Origin of the sequence: Parahaliea maris (assembly GCF_008064665.1) — a bacterium.
Lineage (GTDB): Bacteria > Pseudomonadota > Gammaproteobacteria > Pseudomonadales > Halieaceae > Parahaliea > Parahaliea maris.
This window is the reverse complement of sequence record NZ_VRZA01000003.1, coordinates 112157-130010: the sequence shown is the minus strand read 5'-3', so window position 1 is coordinate 130010 and position 17854 is coordinate 112157. Positions and strand designations below refer to the sequence as shown.

At 59.8% G+C, this 17854-nt stretch carries 17 protein-coding genes; 8 read left to right on the top strand and 9 right to left on the bottom strand.

The window, feature by feature from the left end:
* Positions 1 to 5: 5 nt before the first annotated feature.
* From FV139_RS08950 to FV139_RS08920, 7 genes are all read left to right on the top strand, one after another.
* On the top strand, positions 6 to 998 hold the full coding sequence (locus tag FV139_RS08950; RefSeq protein ID WP_148068102.1) for a Na(+)/H(+) antiporter subunit B: 993 nt from the start codon (positions 6 to 8) through the stop codon (positions 996 to 998).
* Between the two features lie 4 nt (positions 999 to 1002).
* Positions 1003 to 1353: a cation:proton antiporter subunit C gene (locus tag FV139_RS08945; RefSeq protein WP_148068101.1), complete on the top strand. Its 351-nt coding sequence runs from the start codon at positions 1003 to 1005 to the stop codon at positions 1351 to 1353.
* Entirely contained in the window at positions 1350 to 2831 is a 1482-nt protein-coding gene (locus FV139_RS08940) for a monovalent cation/H+ antiporter subunit D family protein (RefSeq protein ID WP_148068100.1), read from the top strand. The genes FV139_RS08945 and FV139_RS08940 overlap by 4 nt, the downstream gene beginning before the upstream one ends.
* On the top strand, positions 2828 to 4294 hold the full coding sequence (locus FV139_RS08935) for a proton-conducting transporter transmembrane domain-containing protein (RefSeq protein WP_148068099.1): 1467 nt from the start codon (positions 2828 to 2830) through the stop codon (positions 4292 to 4294). The genes FV139_RS08940 and FV139_RS08935 overlap by 4 nt, the downstream gene beginning before the upstream one ends.
* Positions 4291 to 4587 (top strand): hypothetical protein, encoded by a 297-nt coding sequence (locus FV139_RS08930; RefSeq protein ID WP_213004074.1) that lies wholly within the window; start codon positions 4291 to 4293, stop codon positions 4585 to 4587. Before FV139_RS08935 ends, FV139_RS08930 begins: the two co-directional genes overlap by 4 nt.
* Positions 4584 to 6272: a Na(+)/H(+) antiporter subunit D gene (locus tag FV139_RS08925; protein ID WP_148068098.1), complete on the top strand. Its 1689-nt coding sequence runs from the start codon at positions 4584 to 4586 to the stop codon at positions 6270 to 6272. Before FV139_RS08930 ends, FV139_RS08925 begins: the two co-directional genes overlap by 4 nt.
* A 118-nt stretch (positions 6273 to 6390) precedes the next feature.
* Positions 6391 to 7767 (top strand): class II fumarate hydratase, encoded by a 1377-nt coding sequence (locus FV139_RS08920; RefSeq protein ID WP_148068097.1) that lies wholly within the window; start codon positions 6391 to 6393, stop codon positions 7765 to 7767.
* A 40-nt stretch (positions 7768 to 7807) separates the two neighbouring features.
* Here FV139_RS08920 and glmS read toward each other — a convergent pair whose 3' ends face one another.
* Together glmS and glmU are read right to left on the bottom strand one after the other, a co-directional pair.
* The gene (gene glmS, locus FV139_RS08915) at positions 7808 to 9637 is read right to left on the bottom strand and encodes a glutamine--fructose-6-phosphate transaminase (isomerizing) (protein ID WP_148068096.1); all 1830 of its coding nucleotides are present in this window, start codon (positions 9635 to 9637) and stop codon (positions 7808 to 7810) included.
* Between the two features lie 2 nt (positions 9638 to 9639).
* Entirely contained in the window at positions 9640 to 11013 is a 1374-nt protein-coding gene (glmU, locus tag FV139_RS08910; RefSeq protein WP_148068095.1) for a bifunctional UDP-N-acetylglucosamine diphosphorylase/glucosamine-1-phosphate N-acetyltransferase GlmU, read from the bottom strand.
* 131 nt (positions 11014 to 11144) lie between these two features.
* Here glmU and FV139_RS08905 point away from each other — a divergent pair, with 131 nt between their 5' ends.
* A complete protein-coding gene (locus tag FV139_RS08905) occupies positions 11145 to 11894 on the top strand; it encodes a TrmB family transcriptional regulator (protein WP_235898602.1) in 750 nt (249 codons plus the stop codon).
* 259 nt (positions 11895 to 12153) lie between these two features.
* Here the strand turns inward: FV139_RS08905 and FV139_RS08900 are convergent, their stop codons facing one another.
* From FV139_RS08900 to atpE, 7 genes are all read right to left on the bottom strand, one after another.
* Positions 12154 to 12582 carry a F0F1 ATP synthase subunit epsilon gene (locus FV139_RS08900; RefSeq protein ID WP_148068094.1) on the bottom strand — a complete coding sequence of 143 codons (429 nt, stop codon included), beginning with the start codon at positions 12580 to 12582 and terminating at the stop codon, positions 12154 to 12156.
* A 21-nt stretch (positions 12583 to 12603) separates the two neighbouring features.
* A complete protein-coding gene (atpD, locus tag FV139_RS08895; protein WP_148068093.1) occupies positions 12604 to 14001 on the bottom strand; it encodes a F0F1 ATP synthase subunit beta in 1398 nt (465 codons plus the stop codon).
* An 87-nt stretch (positions 14002 to 14088) separates the two neighbouring features.
* Positions 14089 to 14955 carry a F0F1 ATP synthase subunit gamma gene (gene atpG / locus FV139_RS08890; protein ID WP_148068092.1) on the bottom strand — a complete coding sequence of 289 codons (867 nt, stop codon included), beginning with the start codon at positions 14953 to 14955 and terminating at the stop codon, positions 14089 to 14091.
* A gap of 16 nt (positions 14956 to 14971) precedes the next feature.
* The gene (gene atpA, locus FV139_RS08885; protein ID WP_148068091.1) at positions 14972 to 16516 is read right to left on the bottom strand and encodes a F0F1 ATP synthase subunit alpha; all 1545 of its coding nucleotides are present in this window, start codon (positions 16514 to 16516) and stop codon (positions 14972 to 14974) included.
* Positions 16517 to 16532: 16 nt separating this feature from the next.
* Positions 16533 to 17069 carry a F0F1 ATP synthase subunit delta gene (locus tag FV139_RS08880; protein WP_148068090.1) on the bottom strand — a complete coding sequence of 179 codons (537 nt, stop codon included), beginning with the start codon at positions 17067 to 17069 and terminating at the stop codon, positions 16533 to 16535.
* Positions 17070 to 17081: 12 nt separating this feature from the next.
* Positions 17082 to 17552, bottom strand: coding sequence for a F0F1 ATP synthase subunit B (locus FV139_RS08875; RefSeq protein ID WP_148068089.1), 471 nt, complete (start codon positions 17550 to 17552; stop codon positions 17082 to 17084).
* Between the two features lie 67 nt (positions 17553 to 17619).
* The gene (atpE, locus tag FV139_RS08870) at positions 17620 to 17847 is read right to left on the bottom strand and encodes a F0F1 ATP synthase subunit C (protein WP_009020576.1); all 228 of its coding nucleotides are present in this window, start codon (positions 17845 to 17847) and stop codon (positions 17620 to 17622) included.
* Positions 17848 to 17854 lie beyond the last annotated feature (7 nt).

Genomic DNA, 17854 nt, shown 5'->3' with positions numbered 1-17854 from the left:
ACAGCATGGAACTCGCCGTCAATATCGTCCTGCTCAGCTTGCTGGTCACTACTGCCGCAGCCCTGGTACTGGTACGCGGTCTGTTGGCCTCGATTATGCTCACCAGTATCTACGGCCTGCTGTCAGCGAGCTTTTTCGTCATCATGGACGCGGTCGATGTGGCGTTCACAGAAGCCGCCGTCGGCGCCGGTGTATCGCCGCTATTGCTGTTGCTGAGCGTTGCCGTCATCGGCCGCCACGAAGCTCGCAACGCGGGGGCCAGGCCGCTCTTTGCCGTTCTCCTGGTGGGTATTACCGGCGCCTTGCTGATCGTCGGTACCCTCGATATGCCGGCATTTGGCCGGGCGGATGCTCCCGCCCACCTGCATGTCGCACCGCGTTACCTGCTGCTTTCGGGCGAGGAAACAGGTATCCCCAATGTGGTCACCTCGGTGCTGGCGAGTTACCGGGCCTACGACACGCTGGGTGAGGTAATCGTTATATTCACAGCGGGTGTTGCCGTCATCCTGATACTCGCCAGCGGGACGCATCGGGGCTCGGCCCGTCCACACTCCGCACCTGTCGACACCAAGGACCCACACACGATACTGCAGGTCGTCAGCAAAACCATGATCCCCTTCATGTTGCTGTTTGCATTCTATGTGCAGTTCCACGGAGATTACGGTCCTGGCGGTGGCTTTCAGGCGGGCGTCATATTTGCGTCCGGAATCATCCTCTACGGTCTGCTCTATGGATTGCCCGCCATATGCCGGGTGATCCGGCCACCCGTCGTAGAGCTGTGCTCGGCGCTGGGTGTTCTTGTGTATGGCGTCACCGGTATCCTGTCGATGCTGCAGGGGCGGCCCTTCCTCGATTACAGCGTCCTTGCCGACGATCCGATCCGGGCACAGCAAATCGGCATTATGGTCATTGAACTGGGCGTCGGGATTACCGTCGCTTCAGTCCTGATCGTCATCTATTACGCATTCGCAAACCAGTTCGAAACAAACGGCAACTGAGACCATGGATATCCTGTCCCACTTCAATTACTGGGTCGTCGTGGTGCTGATGATGCTCGGATTTTTTATCGTCATCGCGCGGGGTAATCTGATCAAGAAACTGATCGGCCTCAACATTTTCCAGACCTCGGTGTTTATTTTCTACATCAGCACCGGCAAGGTGATCGGCGGCTCGGCGCCTGTCCTCTCCAGCGATATCCAGTTGTATTCCAACCCGCTTCCCCATGTTCTCATACTGACGGCGATTGTCGTGGGTATCGCCACAACGTCGGTGGGCCTGGCGCTGGTGCTGCGGATATACCGCGCCTACGGCAGTATCGAGCAGGATGAGATACTGGAGCAGAGCCGCCAGTGATAAGCCACCTGGCAGTACTACCGGTACTACTGCCACTGGTGGGCGCCCCCGCCTGTGTAGTATTACGCCGCCCCGGTGCCGCATGGGCCTTTGCCTGTGGCGTTGCATTCCTGGCCTTCGTCGCAGCCAGCCATCTGCTAGTGCAAACACGTGAGTTGGGCGTCATCAGCTATGCGCTGGGCGGCTGGGCTGCACCTTGGGGAATCGAGTACCGGATCGACCTCCTGAATGCGCTGGTGCTGGTGTTGGTATCAGCTATGGGAATGACCGTACTACTGGCTTCCAGGGCGAGTGTCAGGGGGGAAGTAGACCCCTCCCGTCACAGCCTGTTTTATGTCGCCTACCTGTTGTGCCTGGCGGGCTTACTCGGGATCGTTGCGACCGGTGACGCCTTCAATCTGTTTGTCTTTCTGGAAATCTCTTCGCTCGCGACCTATGCACTGGTGGCCTGTGGCCGTGATCGCCGTGCCCTGATCGCTGCCTTCAATTACCTGATCATGGGAACGATCGGTGCGACCTTTATTCTGATAGGCATCGGCTTTCTCTACATGACCACGGGTACGCTGAATATGCTGGACCTGGCAGTCCGGCTGCCGCAACTGGGCGAGTCACAAACCGTTTTCGCCGCATACGCGTTTATCGTGGTGGGCGTGTGCCTGAAACTGGCGCTGTTTCCCTTGCACCTGTGGTTACCCGGTACCTATACCCAGGCGCCATCTATCGTCACCGCATTTCTCGCGGCAACGGCGACCAAGGTTGCCCTGTATGTGCTTGTCCGTTTCAGCTTTTCCGTCTTTCACCTGGAAACGTCCCGGCTCGCGCTGTCGCTCGAAGCAATATTCATTACCCTGGGCGTCGTCGCTGCCTTCGCCGGTTCGCTGGTGGCCATCTACGCGACGGACCTGAAGCGGGGCCTGGCGTGGTCCAGTATTGCCCAGGTCGGCTATATGGCCATCAGCGTCGGCATTGGTACGGCTGCCGGCCTGCAAGCCGGCTTGATCCACCTGTTCAATCACGCCTTGATGAAGGGCGCCCTGTTTCTGGCAGTCGCGGCCTACGTCCTGCGTGTCGGTGGTACGACCTTCAGGGAACTCAGGGGTATTGGCCAGCGAATGCCACTGACCACCGCCGCCTTTGTAGTGGGGGGATTGAGCCTGATCGGGATACCAGGTACAGCCGGATTCATCAGCAAGTGGTACCTGGTGATGGCGGCAATGGAGAGCGAACGCTGGCTGCTGGCCTTCCTGGTGGTGGCCAGTTCCCTGTTAACCGCTGTCTATATCTGGCGCTTTATCGAGGTTGCCTACCTTGAAAAGCCGGAGTCGGGCAAGGCCTCTCCGCAAAAGCCAGCGGGCATGTTACTCACCTGCACGCTGCTACTGGCGCTGGCCAACCTCTACTTTGGCTTTGACACCAGGTTACCGGTGAGTACCTCGGCAGGCGCAGCGGCCAACTTGCTCGGAGCCCGAACACCGTGAGTGGCGCCGGCCTGCTTGTCGCCAGTCTCTGCATCCCGGTTACCGTCATCCCGGGGATTACCCTCTTGCACAACCGGCCCAACCCCAGGGAAGCGCTGTCCCTGCTGGCGAGTGCCCTGCTGATACTGATCAACCTCGGTATCTACCGGTCCCTGCAGCAGGGTCAAACGCTCGCCTGGCAAAGTGGGGAGGTACTCCCCGGCTTGAGGCTGGAGCTCGCCGCCGAGCCATTAGGGGTACTGTTTTCCCTGATCGCCAGCACCCTCTGGCTGGTCACAACCGTTTACGCGGTGGGTTATATGCGCGCCCATAATGAAGGTAACCAGACTCGCTTCTACGCATTCTTTGCCCTGTCAATTGCCTGCGTGATGGGCATCGCCTTTGCGGGCAATCTGCTCACCCTGTTCCTGTTCTATGAGGTGCTCAGTCTGTCTACCTGGCCGTTGGTGGTACATGCCCAAACCGAGCGCGCGAGACAGGGGGGACGTATTTATCTGGGCTTGTTACTGGGCACTTCTATTGTTTTCTTTCTGCCCGCCATCATCCTTACCTGGTGGACCAGTAGCACCCTGTCCTTTACTGACGGCGGGGTATTTGACCCCGACACCAGCCCGCTGTTACTGGCGGTATTGCTGGTGCTGTTCGTATTCGGTGTGGGCAAGGCTGCGATGATGCCGTTCCACCGCTGGCTGCCGGCCGCCATGGTGGCACCCACTCCGGTCAGCGCATTGCTGCATGCTGTGGCTGTAGTGAAGGCCGGTGTATTCAGCCTGCTGAAGATCGGCATCTACATTTTCGGCCTGGATCAACTAGGCGCAACGGGTAGCCGCGAGGCACTGCTTTACCTCGCCACCTTCAGCCTGCTGGCGGCCTCTGTGGTGGCCATGCGACAGGACAACCTCAAGGCGCGCCTCGCTTACTCCACCATCAGCCAACTGGCTTATGTGAGCCTGGGGGTCCTGCTGGCGGTACCCGACAGTATTACCGGCGGCAGCATGCACATCGCCATGCATGCCTTTGGCAAAATCACCCTGTTCTTTTGTGCCGGTGCGATTCTGGTGGCGACGCACAAGACCGAGGTCAGCCAACTGCAAGGGCTCGGCCGGCAAATGCCGTTCACGATGGGGGCTTTCCTGCTCGCCAGCCTCAGTATCGCGGGACTCCCACCCACCGGAGGTACCTGGAGCAAGTGGTACCTGATGCTCGGCACCCTGGAAACCGGGGCATGGCTGCTGACCATTGCCCTGCTGGTCAGCTCGATACTCAATCTCATCTACCTGACGCTGATTCCTGTGCGCGCCTTCTGGCCGTCGGCGGCGGGCCCCAGGCGTATGAATGAAGCGCCAATAGCCTGTTGCATTGCGATCGCTCTTTCCGCAGGGGGCTGTATTGCGTTGTTCCTGTTTCCCCAGGTGCTGTACCAGTTGATCAGCCCGATTACCTCTGGCGGAGGTATGCCATGACCGAGAAACGCCAGTATCTGCTGGACAAGCCACGCAATGTCCAGCGCATCCTCTTGGTACTCTACACCGTCAGTGCCGCCTCTCTGTTGCTGGACCTGCTGGTGGAGCGGCACGTGGAACACCCCTTCGAATCCATGTCGGGTTTCTATCCTCTCTACGGTTTTGTCGGCTGTGTGACCCTGGTACTGGCCGCCAGATTACTGCGCAGGCTCATCATTCGACCGGAAGACTACTACAGTCGCCGGGATCTGCCGCAGCACCCTGATAACGCACAGGAGGAAAGAGCTTCGTGAGCGCCTTGCCGCCCTTTGTTCTCTTTTACCTCGCGGGACTGGCCGCCTGTCTGTGCAGTGGCCGGTTGCGATCCGGCTTCCTGCTGGTAACGCCCATCGTGGGGTTCATCAATCTCTGGTACCTGCCAACCGGTGCAGCTATCAACTTGCAACTGTTCGACCTGCAGCTGGAACTGTTCGATAGCGACCGCCTGTCACTGCTGTTTGGCTATCTCTTTCATATCGCCGCCCTGATCGGCATTGTCTACGCCCTGCACGTACGCGACACCCTGCAGCAGGCGGGGGCAATGTTCTACGCAGGCAGCGCACTGGGCGCGGTGTTTGCCGGAGACCTGCTTACCTTCTTTCTGTTCTGGGAAGGCATGGCACTCACTTCAGTCGTCCTGATATGGGCCAGGCGCAGTCCTGCTGCCTTCAGTGCTGGCGTTCGCTATCTGATCATCCAGATTATTTCCGGCCTGTTACTGCTGACTGGTGTATTGCTGTTGTGGCGGGATACTGGTTCGCTGGACTTCACCTACATCGGTACAGCGCACACCTATGGCTGGTTGATCCTGACGGCCCTTGGCATCAAAGCCGCCTTCCCTATGCTCCACAGCTGGCTGATTGATGCCTACCCCGAGGCCACACCCACGGGTACCGTGTTTCTCAGTGCCTTCACCACCAAGGTCGCCATCTATGCCCTCGCCAGGGGATTTCCCGGTACTGAGTTACTGGTCTATGCCGGTGCGACCATGGCCTGCTTCCCGATCTTCTTCGCGGTGGTGGAAAATGACCTGCGCCGCGTGCTGGCCTACAGCTTGGTCAACCAGCTCGGCTTCATGGTGGTTGGCATCGGAGTTGGCAGCCATCTGGCAATCAATGGCGCAGTCGCCCATGCCTTTACCGATGTGATTTTCAAGGGTCTGCTGTTTATGTCCATGGGCGCCGTGTTAACCATGACCGGGCGCATCAACGGCTCGGAACTTGGCGGTCTGTACAAGACCATGCCCCGAACCACAGTGCTGTGTATCATCGGTGCTGCCTCTATCTCCGCTTTCCCCCTGTTCAGCGGGTTCGTCAGTAAATCGATGATCATGTCAGCAGTGTTGAAAGAGCAATTCAATGGTGTCTGGCTGATGCTGTTGTTTGCCTCCGCGGGCGTATTCCACCACGCAGGTATAAAGATTCCCTATTTCGCGTTTTTCGCCCATGACTCGGGCATACGGGTCTCGGACCCCCCGGGCAACATGCAACTGGCGATGGCGATAGCGGCGCTGTTGTGTCTGGGCATCGGAGTTTTCCCGGACCTGCTTTACCGCTCATTACCCTTCGAAGTCGCCTACACTCCCTACGACGTCACCCATGTGCTTACGCAGCTACAACTCCTGTTGTTTTCTGCGCTCGCCTTTGTCTGGTTGAACAAACGTGGACTCTACCCACCTGAGCTCAACGCGACGCATCTCGATGTCGACTGGGTCTATCGCCGGCTCGTCCCGCGCCTGGTTCAACCACTGGTAACCGCAATTGTCGCCTTTGACCGGGGTGTACGCCAGGTGGCACTGGGAATAATTGATCACACTCTCGGGCTGGCTCGCCGGCTTCACAGTCCGGATGGTTTGTTATCCAGGGATGTGAGTACCGGCACCATGGTACTGTGGGTGGTGGTGCTACTGGCGATTTACCTGTTCCTGAGTTTCACGTGACACGGAAGCTCAGCGCCTATCAAAGGCCTCATTGAAACCCGAACCGGAAGGAACTCACGCGTTTGCTAGTATTATTATTGGCGACAGCGTCAACAGTGTTCCATTTCGGAGGTTTCAAATGACAGCAACCCGTACCGAACGCGACAGCATGGGTGAACTCGCCGTACCGGCGGACGCCCTCTACGGTGCCCAGACCCAGCGCGCTGTGCAAAACTTTCCGATCAGTGGGCGTGCGATGCCCCGCGCATTCATTCTCGCGCTCCTGCAGGTAAAGTCTGCCGCCGCACGAGCCAATAGCTTACTGGGAGAAATCCCGGAGGATGTTGGCGCTGCAATTATCGGCGCTGCGAACGCACTACTCGAAGACGATAGCTTCATGGCCCAGTTCCCTGTGGATGTTTTCCAGACCGGGTCCGGTACCAGTTCCAACATGAATGCGAACGAGGTTCTGGCAACGCTGGCCAGCCAGCGCCTGGGCCAGCACATCGACCCCAATGATCATGTTAACCGCGGCCAGAGCAGTAACGACGTTATCCCGACCACACTGCACGTGAGTGCGGTCATCGCACTGAGGGAGCAATTGCTGCCCGCCCTGGAGCGTTTCATAACAACAACACGCAAAAAGGCGGACAGCGTTTCCGGATATATCAAGACCGGGCGTACCCACCTGATGGATGCCATGCCAGTACGGCTCAGCCAGAGCCTGCTGGCCTGGGCCGGGCAGATGGAGGCCTGCCGCGCTCGACTGGAGGCTAACCTTCCCGAATTGCAACTGCTGGCTCAGGGAGGCACCGCGGTTGGAACCGGTATCAATGCTCATCCGGATTTTGCCAATGCGTTTAGCTCTGCCCTTTCCGATATCACGGGCTATACGTTCCAACCGGCTAATAACCCGTTCATAAGGATCGGCTCTCAGGATGCTGCCGTAGCACTCTCTGGCGACCTTCGTCTCACCGCCGTCGCATTGATGAAGATTGCCAATGACCTGCGCTGGATGAACTCGGGACCACTTGCCGGGCTGGGAGAAATCGAGCTGGAAGCACTGCAACCTGGCTCCTCCATCATGCCGGGCAAGGTCAATCCGGTCATACCCGAGGCCACGGCCATGGTCTGTGCGCAGGTCATGGGCAATGATGCGAGCGTGGCGATTGCCGGTCAGTCGGGCAACTTTGAACTGAATGTCATGCTACCGCTCATTGCCGACCGACTGCTGGACAGCATCGGACTGCTGGCCAATGCCAGCCAGCTGCTGGCAGACAAATGTATCGCGACCTTTCGTGTGCGGGAGACCAGCCTGCAGGAGCCACTGGCCCGCAATCCGATTCTGGTGACCGCACTGAATCCGGTAATCGGTTATCAGAAGGCCGCGGAAATCGCCAAACTGGCCTACGCCCAGGGGCGTCCCATCCTGGATGTGGCCGAGGAGAACAGTGCCCTTTCGCGGTCAGAACTCGAGACCCTGCTTGACCCGGCGCATCTGGCGGACGGCGGTTAACTCGCTGCCCAGTGCCGTCGCGCCCGCTCCTGAAATCACCTCACTCAACCGTGACGGATTTCGCCAGGTTGCGCGGCTTGTCGACATCCGTACCTTTCTGCACCGCCACGTGGTACGACAGTAACTGCAGGGCCACGGTGTAGGTAACGGGCTGTATCACGGCCGGACAGTGCGGCATGTTGAGCACATGCACCCTCGGTTCGTCGCGTAATCCCGCCTTGCGGTCAGCAAACACAAACAGTTCGCCACCGCGAGAGCGGACCTCTTCCAGGTTGGACTTCAGCTTTTCCAGCAATTCATCGCCCGGAGCCACCGCGACCACCGGCATATCCGCGTCTACCAGTGCCAGGGGGCCATGCTTGAGCTCCCCGGCGGGGTAGGCCTCTGCGTGAATGTAGGATATTTCCTTCAGTTTCAGGGCACCCTCCGCGGCCACGGGATACTGTATCCCCCTGCCGAGGAACAGCGCGTGGTGCTTGAGGATAAATGCTTCCGACAGGCGCTTGATGTCGGCGTCCAGTTGCAACGTACTGGCTACGCAGTCAGGCAACTGGTGCAAGGCATCTACCAGTTCCCTTTCACGCACTTCACTGAGCCCGTGACGTCGCCCGAGTACCACCGCCAGCATCAGGAACGCGACCAACTGGGTGGTGAAGGCCTTGGTGGAAGCCACGCCGATTTCTGTTCCCGCCCGCGTCAGGAACACCAGGTCTGATTCGCGTACCAGTGAGCTGTGGTCGACATTGGCAATGACCAGCGAGGCAATGAATTCCCCCTCGGACTGATCCCGCAGCGCTGCCAGGGTGTCCGCGGTCTCACCAGACTGGGAGACGGTCACCAACAGGGTGCCCTCCCGCCGGGCCCGACTGCGATAGCGGAACTCGGAAGCGACTTCCACACTGCAGGGAATGCCACACAGCTCTTCCAGCCAGTACCGGGCAACCAGGCCGGCGTGATAGCTGGTGCCACAAGCGACGACCTGTACCGCTCGGACCTTGTCAAAAACCGCGCTGGCTCCTTCCCCAAAGCGCGCGTCGTCAATGTGGTGTTCGGACCCCAGGCCCAGTGTGGCCGCCAGGGCCCTGGGCTGTTCATGTATCTCCTTCAGCATGTAATGTTCAAAACCGCCGAGGTCGACGGCCTCAACCGCTTCGGATACCCGCTGCATGGGTCGCTCTACAAGGTCTCCCGCGGCGTTTTCGATGTGCAGGCCAGTGGCGGTCATCGCGACGACGTCGCCCTCATCAAGGAATATGAAGCGGTCGGTCACCTGGCGCAGAGCAAGCTGGTCAGAAGCGAGAAAGTTTTCGCCGATACCCACCCCGATCACCAGGGGGCTCCCGGAACGGGCGGCAACGACCGTGTCCGGGTTCTCGGCATCAATTGCGGCGATGGCATAGGCACCTTCGATCCGTTCGATGATTTGCTTCAGCGCCGGCAACATTTCACAACCCTGCGCCAGTTGCTGGTGGAGCAGGTGCACGATGACTTCCGTATCAGTCTGCGACAGGAATTCATAACCCGCAGCACGGAGCTCCGCTCGCAGCGGTTCATGATTTTCTATAATGCCATTGTGTACCAGCGCGATGCGGTTGCCGGAGATGTGCGGGTGTGCATTGGCCGCCGACGGTTCACCGTGGGTCGCCCAGCGGGTATGGGCAATGCCCACACAACCGAGGTGTGGCGTCATCGCCTGGGCCTTTTCCAGTTCCGCCACCTTGCCCAGCCGCTTGTGCAGCAGGAGATTGCGCTCGGCGTCAATCAGTGCCAGACCAGCGGAGTCGTATCCCCGGTACTCCAGCCGGCGCAGGCCTTCCAGCAGAATTTCCGAGACTTCCCTGCGAGCTGTTGCCGCTACGATACCGCACATAATCAGCCCTCCTCGCTTTTGGCTTTACCGGGCCGCTGCCAGTTGGGGATATTTCGCTGACGCCCCCTGCCCACCGCCAGTTCTTCGGCTGCCACTGCCCTGGTAATAGTCGAACCGGCAGCAACAAAGCCGCCTTCCGCAATGGCGACCGGTGCTACGAGTGTGCTATTGGAGCCGACAAATACACCCTCGCCGATCTCAGTTCGATGCTTGTTCACCCCGTCGTAGTTGCAGGTAATGGTGCCGGCGCCGATGTTGACCCCGCCACCCATACCACAGTCTCCGATGTAGGAAAGATGGTTCACCTTGCTCCCGTCACCGATGGCCGCTTTCTTGGTCTCAACGAAATTGCCGATGCGGGCACCCTGGCCCAATTCGGTACCAGTACGAAGGCGGGCATAGGGGCCGACATTACAGCTTTCTCCAATTCGAGCGCCGACGATGTGGCTCATGGCAAAGACGGTGGTACCGCTGCCGATGCGGCTGTTTTTCACCAGGCAGTTGGGACCAATCGTCACACCGTCTTCCAGCACGACCTCCCCTTCAAACACCGCGTTGACGTCAATAAACACGTCCTTGCCACAGCGCAGGGAACCGCGAATATCGATACGGGCCGGATCGGCCAGTTGCACGCCATCGAGTAACAACTCCCGGGCAAGTCGTTGCTGCAGGGCGCGCTCGACGCTGGCGAGCTGGACGCGGTCATTCACACCGACAATTTCCAGCTCCGACGTCGCCTGGCTGATAGCCACCCGTGCGCCGCTTTTGATGTGCAGGGAAAGCGCGTCAGGAAGGTAGTACTCACCCTGACTGTTGTCGTTGTTGACCTCGGGAAGATAACGCTGGAGCAACGCCGCCGGTGCGGCAAGCACCCCGCTGTTAATTTCAGTGATCGCCTTCTGTTCCGTACTGGCGTCGCGGTCTTCTACTACGCCAGCGAAATCGCCGCCCGCAGTGCGCAAGATACGGCCGTAACCGGAGGGGTCCTCAACGCTTGCGGTGAGCAGCGCCATCGTGTCGCGCGCGAGTTCCACCAGGGGTTGCAGGGTAGCGAGGCTGAGCAGAGGTACATCGCCATACAGCACAAGAACCGTCGCCTCGGGATCCACGTCCGGGAGCGCCTGCAATACCGCGTGGCCGGTACCTAACTGCTCATGCTGGTCGACCCAGTTGATCTCACCGTCGGCAAGCGTTTCTCTGACCTGCTCCGCCCCGTGTCCCACCACCACATGCAGACGATCAGCTCCCAACTGCCTGGCTGTTTGCAGCACATGGGACAACAGGGGACGCCCCGCCAGGCGATGCAGTACTTTGGGTTTGTCGGAACGCATCCGCGTTCCCTTGCCGGCGGCAAGGACGATGACTTCAAGTTTCATGGTGTTTCCTGGTCTGCTTTCTCGTGGGTTCTGCAGTGCGCCGGATGTCATTTATTTTTTGACACTTTTACCGCAGTAGGGCCATATTAATGTTACATTTTTTGAATACAACGCCATTTGTCAAAAATTAAATGACAACAATCAAGCTCGATGCACTGAGTCAGCTGGACCTCGACGAACGACAGGTCTCCATCTATCGCTCCCTGTTGAAACTGGGGCCTGCGTCCATTCGAGATGTCGCCGCCGAGTCCGGTATCAACCGCGGCACAACCTACGAAACGCTCAAGCAACTAGCCACCAAAGGCGTGGTCAGCTACTTCCCCAAGGGACGCCGCCGGGTATTCCAGGCAGAAGATCCGGAGCGGCTCATGAGCCTTGCGGAGAGCAAACAGCAAGCCCTGAGCCAGGCGGTCGAACAACTGCGCAATGACATCATCCCGGCCCTCAAGCAGACCCAGACCACGTTCAGTCCCGGTAACGTGCGCTTCTACGAGGGTGATGACGGGGTGGAGCTGGTATTGCGCGATCTGCTGGAAAGTGCCGGTCGCGATCCGGAGCGAGGTTACTCGGTCATTTCAACCCGCACCCTGCGTGAGCACCTCTACCGACCCTTCCCGAATTTTACCAGGCAGCGGATCGAGCGCGGCATCCGTGTACGGGTACTGGCCGTGGGAGCCGGGGGGGATGAAGCCGAACTGGCTGAACGCAAATGGCTACCGGCGGGGGAGGGGACCGACGCGTCCTACATTGCCATCTATCCACCCAAAGTAGCGATGATTACGCTGGCGGCACAGAACTATCCGGTGGTGGTCATCATCGATTCACAGGCCATCGCACTGACCCAGCAGTTGATGTTCGATACGTTGTGGGGATTGCTTTAAGGGTTCATGGGATAGCTTCCTGAAATGGCCTTGGCGCATGGAATTCGCGTGCGCGGCGCGCGGGGTCCTTCCGGGACACGCCGTGAATCCATCCATGGAGGCTCCTCAGCGGCCGTCCTGGCCGCTGAAGGTCCCGGAAGGGTACCGGGCAACGTGCGAGCGAGTTCAGCGCTCCATAAACAGAGCCGGGAAATCACCACCGGCCAAAAGCAAAAAACCCCGGACGATGCCGGGGTATTTTCAGAGCAGGGCGCGACAATCAGCCGCGACCAGCCCGGTTCTTCATCTTGCGCAGAGTCGCCAGCTGGGCAGCCGCTTCGGCCAACTGGGCTGACGCGCGACCGTAGTCGAATTCGCCAGTCTGGTTAGCCAGGGCGTGCTCAGCTTCGCGACGGGCTTCCTCAGCGGCAGCTTCGTCCACGTCGTCGGCACGCAGCGCAGTATCGGCAAGAATGGTGACCACGCCAGGCTGCACTTCCAGGAAGCCGCCGGATACGTAGTAAACCTCTTCATCACCATGCTGGGTCACGATGCGTACCGGGCCGGGCTTGAGTCCGGTCAGCAGCGGGGCGTGCCCGTAGTTGATGCCGAGCTCACCCATCTCGCCGGTTGCGACCAGCACCTCGACCAGGCCGGAGAAGATCTCTTCTTCGGCGCTGACGATGTCGCAGTGTATTGTCATAGCCATAGGGGGCCCTCTAACCGAGCGTTACAGCTTGCTGGCTTTCTCGACAGCTTCGTCGATGCTGCCAACCATGTAGAACGCCTGCTCCGGCAGGTGGTCGTACTCACCCGCCAGGATGCCCTTGAAGCCGGCGATGGTGTCTTTCAGGGACACGTACTTACCGGGAGAACCGGTAAATACCTCGGCCACGTGGAAAGGCTGGGACAGGAAGCGTTCGATCTTACGCGCGCGGTCCACAGTCTGCTTGTCTTCCTCGGACAGCTCGTCCATACCCAGGATGGCGATGATGTCCTTCAGCTCCTTGTAGCGCTGCAGTACAGACTGCACGCCACGGGCCACGTCGTAGTGCTCGGCGCCGATGATCAGCGGGTCGAGCTGACGGGAGGTGGAGTCCAGCGGGTCAACAGCCGGGTAGATACCCTTGGCGGCGATGTCACGGGACAGTACCACGGTGGAGTCAAGGTGGGCGAAGGTCGTCGCCGGGGACGGGTCAGTCAGGTCGTCCGCCGGTACGTATACCGCCTGGATGGAGGTAATGGAGCCCACTTTGGTGGAGGTAATACGCTCCTGCAGTACGCCCATCTCTTCCGCCAGGGTCGGCTGGTAGCCCACCGCGGAGGGCATACGGCCCAGCAGTGCGGATACCTCGGTTCCCGCCAGGGTGTAACGGTAGATGTTGTCCACGAACAACAGTACGTCACGACCTTCATCACGGAATTTCTCGGCCATAGTCAGGCCGGTCAGGGCCACGCGCAGACGGTTGCCGGGCGGCTCGTTCATCTGGCCGTAAACCATCGCCACTTTCGAGTTGCTCAGGGTCTCCACGTCGACAACCTTGGATTCCTGCATCTCGTAGTAGAAGTCGTTACCTTCACGAGTACGCTCACCGACACCGGCGAACACAGACAGGCCGCTGTGCTCGGTCGCGATGTTGTTGATGAGCTCCATCATGTTTACGGTCTTGCCCACACCGGCACCACCGAACAGACCGACCTTACCGCCCTTGGCGAAAGGACACACCAGGTCGATAACCTTGATACCGGTTTCCAGCAGCTCTTCGGAGGCCGCGAGCTCTTCGTAGGAAGGGGCTTCGCGGTGGATGGAGGCACGCTCTTTCTCACCGATCGGGCCGCGCTCGTCGATGGGGTTACCCAGTACGTCCATGATCCGGCCGAGGGTTTCGACACCCACGGGAACGGAGATCGGCGCACCGGTATTTTCCACCGCCAGGCCGCGGGACAGGCCTTCGGAAGAACCCATGGCAATCGCGCGAACGACGCCGTCGCCCAGCTGCTGCTGCACTTCCAGGGTCAGGCCCTTTTCAGTCACGGTCAGTGCTTCGTAAACCTGCGGCACGCTATCGCGCGGAAATTCCACGTCGATAACCGCGCCGATAATCTGTACGACTCGTCCGCTACTCATGTTCGGATCCTCACTTTCAAAAATTCCGTTCCGGGGTCAGAGCCCTTTTTTCGCTTTGCAAAAAAGGGCTCTGACCCCTATTAATTCCTAGCTGATCGCCGCAGCGCCGCTGACGATTTCCGACAGCTCCTGGGTAATCGCCGCCTGGCGCGCCTTGTTGTAGATCAGCTGCAGGTCGTCGATCAGTTCGCCAGCGTTGTCGGTGGCGTTTTTCATCGCCAGCATCCGCGCGGCCTGCTCGCAGGCAGCATTTTCCACAACGGCCTGGTAAACCTGGGACTCGATGTAGCGGGTCAGCAGGCCTTCCAGCAGTTCCTTGGCGTCCGGCTCGTAGATGTAATCCCAGTGGTGGGCCATCTCAGCGGAATCCTCAGGCTGCAGCGGCAGCAGTTGCTCCATGGTCGGCGTCTGGGTCATCGTGTTGACGAACTCGTTGGACACCAGGAACAGGCGATCGATGCGACCTTCGGCATAGGCGTCCAGCATGACTTTCACGCTACCGATCAGGTCCGCCAGGACCGGCGCTTCGCCGATATCCCGGGTCGCTGAGGTGACGTTGCCGCCAAAGCTGTTGAAGAACGCCGCTGCTTTCGCACCGATCAGGGCCAGTTCGATCTCGACACCATCCTGGTCCGCCCATTCCTTCATCGCGCGGACGGTGGCCTTGAACAGGTTGATGTTCAGGCCGCCACACAGGCCGCGATCGGTGGAGACCACAATAAAGCCGACGCGCTTGACCTCGCGTTCCACCATGTACATATGGCGGTACTCGGGGGCGGCGTTGGCAATGTGACCCACCACTGCGCGCATGCGCCGGGCATAGGGTTTGCCGAGCTCCATGCGATCCTGGGCCTTGCGCATTTTGCTCGCCGCCACCATTTCCATGGCGGAGGTGATCTTCTGCGTGCTCTGGATGCTGGAGATCTTTGTCCGAATTTCTTTTCCGACTGCCATTTAAGCTGCCTCGGCCTTACCAGGTCTGGGTGGCTTTGAACTTCTCAACCGCCGCCTTGAAAGTGGCTTCGGATTCGTCGTCCCACTTGCCGGTCTCGACGATACTGCCCATCAGGTCGCCGTGCTCGGCGTGCATGTAGGACAGCAGGGCGTCTTCGAAGTCACCGATCTTGGCCACTTCGACGTCGTTCATGTAGCCCTCGTTGGCGGCGTACAGCAGCAGGCCCATTTCGGCCACGCTCTGGGGCGAGTACTGCTTCTGCTTCATCAGCTCGGTTACGCGCTCACCGTGGTCCAGCTGGGCCTTGGTGGCGTCGTCGAGGTCGGAAGCAAACTGCGAGAAGGCCGCCAGTTCACGGTACTGCGCCAGTGCGGTACGAATACCACCGGACAGTTTCTTCATGATCTTGGTCTGGGCCGCACCACCTACCCGGGATACGGAGATACCGGCGTTCATCGCCGGGCGGATGCCCGCGTTGAACATGTCCGCTTCCAGGAAGATCTGGCCGTCGGTGATGGAGATCACGTTGGTCGGTACGAAGGCGGATACGTCACCGGCCTGGGTCTCGATCACCGGCAGGGCGGTGAGGGAGCCGGTCTGGCCTTTCACTTCACCGTTGGTGAACTTCTCGACGTAGTCGGCGTTGACACGGGCGGCACGTTCCAGCAGGCGGGAGTGCAAGTAGAACACGTCACCGGGGTAGGCTTCACGGCCCGGAGGACGACGCAGCAGCAGGGAGATCTGGCGGTAAGCCCAGGCCTGCTTGGTCAGGTCATCGTAAATGATCAGGGCGTCTTCACCGCGGTCGCGATAGTACTCGCCCATGGAGCAACCGGCAAACGGCGCCAGGTACTGCATGGCAGCCGGGTCGGATGCGGTGGCTGCAACGACGATGGTGTGCTCCATCGCGCCGTGTTCTTCCAGCTTGCGCACTACGGAGGCAACCGAGGAAGCCTTCTGGCCAACGGCCACGTAGACACACTTAATGCCGGTGCCTTTCTGGTTGATGATGGCGTCCACGGCAATGGCGGTCTTACCCACCTGGCGGTCGCCGATGATCAGCTCGCGCTGGCCGCGGCCGATTGGCACCATGGCGTCGATGGCTTTCAGGCCGATCTGCACCGGCTGGTCTACCGATTGGCGCTCAATTACACCGGGCGCCACTTTTTCCAGGGCGTCGGTCAGTTTGGCATTGATCGGGCCCTTGCCGTCAATCGGCGTACCCAGGGCATCGACAACGCGACCCTGCAGTTCCGGACCGACCGGCACTTCCAGGATGCGGCCGGTGCAACGGCAGGACTGGCCTTCCGCCAGGCCCTTGTAGTCGCCCAGGACCACGGCGCCCACGGAGTCGCGCTCGAGGTTCAGCGCCATGCCGTAGATACCGCCGTCGAATTCGATCATCTCGCCGTACATCACGTCGTTCAGACCGTGGATGCGGATAATACCGTCGGTGACGGAAACCACCGTACCTTCGTTGCGAGCTTCAGAGGACACGTCGAGCTGGTCGATGCGCTGTTTGATAATCTCGCTAATTTCTGATGGATTCAGTTGCTGCATGCTCTGTTCCTCAATCCTACAAATTCATTGCTTCGGCAAGCTTGTTCAGCCTGCCGCGCACGGACCCGTCGATGACCATGTCACCGGCCCGGATTAATACGCCGCCCAGAAGGCTCGCGTCGGTCGCGGTGGTGACCTTCACCTCGCGTTCCAGTTTTTTGCCCAGTGCCGCGGCCAGTTTGTCCCGGGTGGCATCGTCCAGGTCGAAGGCAGACACCACTTCCACGTCGACCGATTTTTCCTGGTTGGCCTTGAACAGGGCGAACTGGGAATAAATCTCCGGCAGCAGCGCCACGCGCTTGTTGCTGGCCAGGATGGCGACGAAATTGCGCACGGGAGCGCCCAGGGCGTCACCGCACACGTCGGTCAGGGTCTGTGCCTGTTGCTCGCTGGTCAGCGCCGGGTTGTTCAGCACTGCCGCCATGGCGGGATCGGCGGCAACCGCAGCAGCGGTAGCCAGTTGACCTTCCCAGTCGGCCAGGGCGCCGGCATCGCGAGCGTACTCGAACGCCGCTTTGGCGTAGGGACGCGCCAGGGTGCTCAGTTCAGCCATCGGGTCCTCGCTTTAAAGCTCTGAAGCCAGCTGGTCAACCAACTCGGCGTGGGCGTTACGGTCAATGGACTTGCCCAGCACCTTCTCGGCACCGGCCAGTGACAGCGTCGCTACCTGGGCGCGCAGCTGTTCGCGTGCGCGGTTGGTTTCCTGCTCGATCTCGGCCTGTGCGGATGCCTTCACGCGATCCGCTTCGACGACGGCGGTTTGCTTCGCCTCCTCGACAATCTGGTTGGCGCGCTTGTTGGCAGAATCGATAATGCCGGCAGCTTCGCTCTTGGCTTCGCTCAGGCGTTCTACCGCCTTTTCCTTGGCCAGTTCCAGATCGTGATTGGCGCGATCGGCAGCGGCCAGACCATCGGCAATTTTCTTTTCGCGTTCCTGCATGGCGGCCAATAGCGGGGGCCACACGTACTTCATGCAGAAAACCACAAAACAGACAAACGCGATCATCTGCCCGATAAGCGTAAGATTAATATTCACGCCGTGCTCCTCACAGTTTACTTAAGGGCCGCATGACGCGGCCCCGTTCCAAGCCGTTGCTGCTGGCTTAGCCGGCAACTACGAAGATCAGGTACATCGCGATACCAACACCGATAATGGGGATCGCGTCTACCAGGCCAGCGCCCAGGAAGAAGGTCACCTGCAGTTTGGGAGCCAGTTCGGGCTGACGGGCAGAGCCCTCGATCAGCTTACCGCCCAGCAGGCCAACGCCGATAGCGGCGCCCAGACCACCCAGACCCATCATGATCGCGGCAGCAACGTAGATTAATTCCATGATTTTC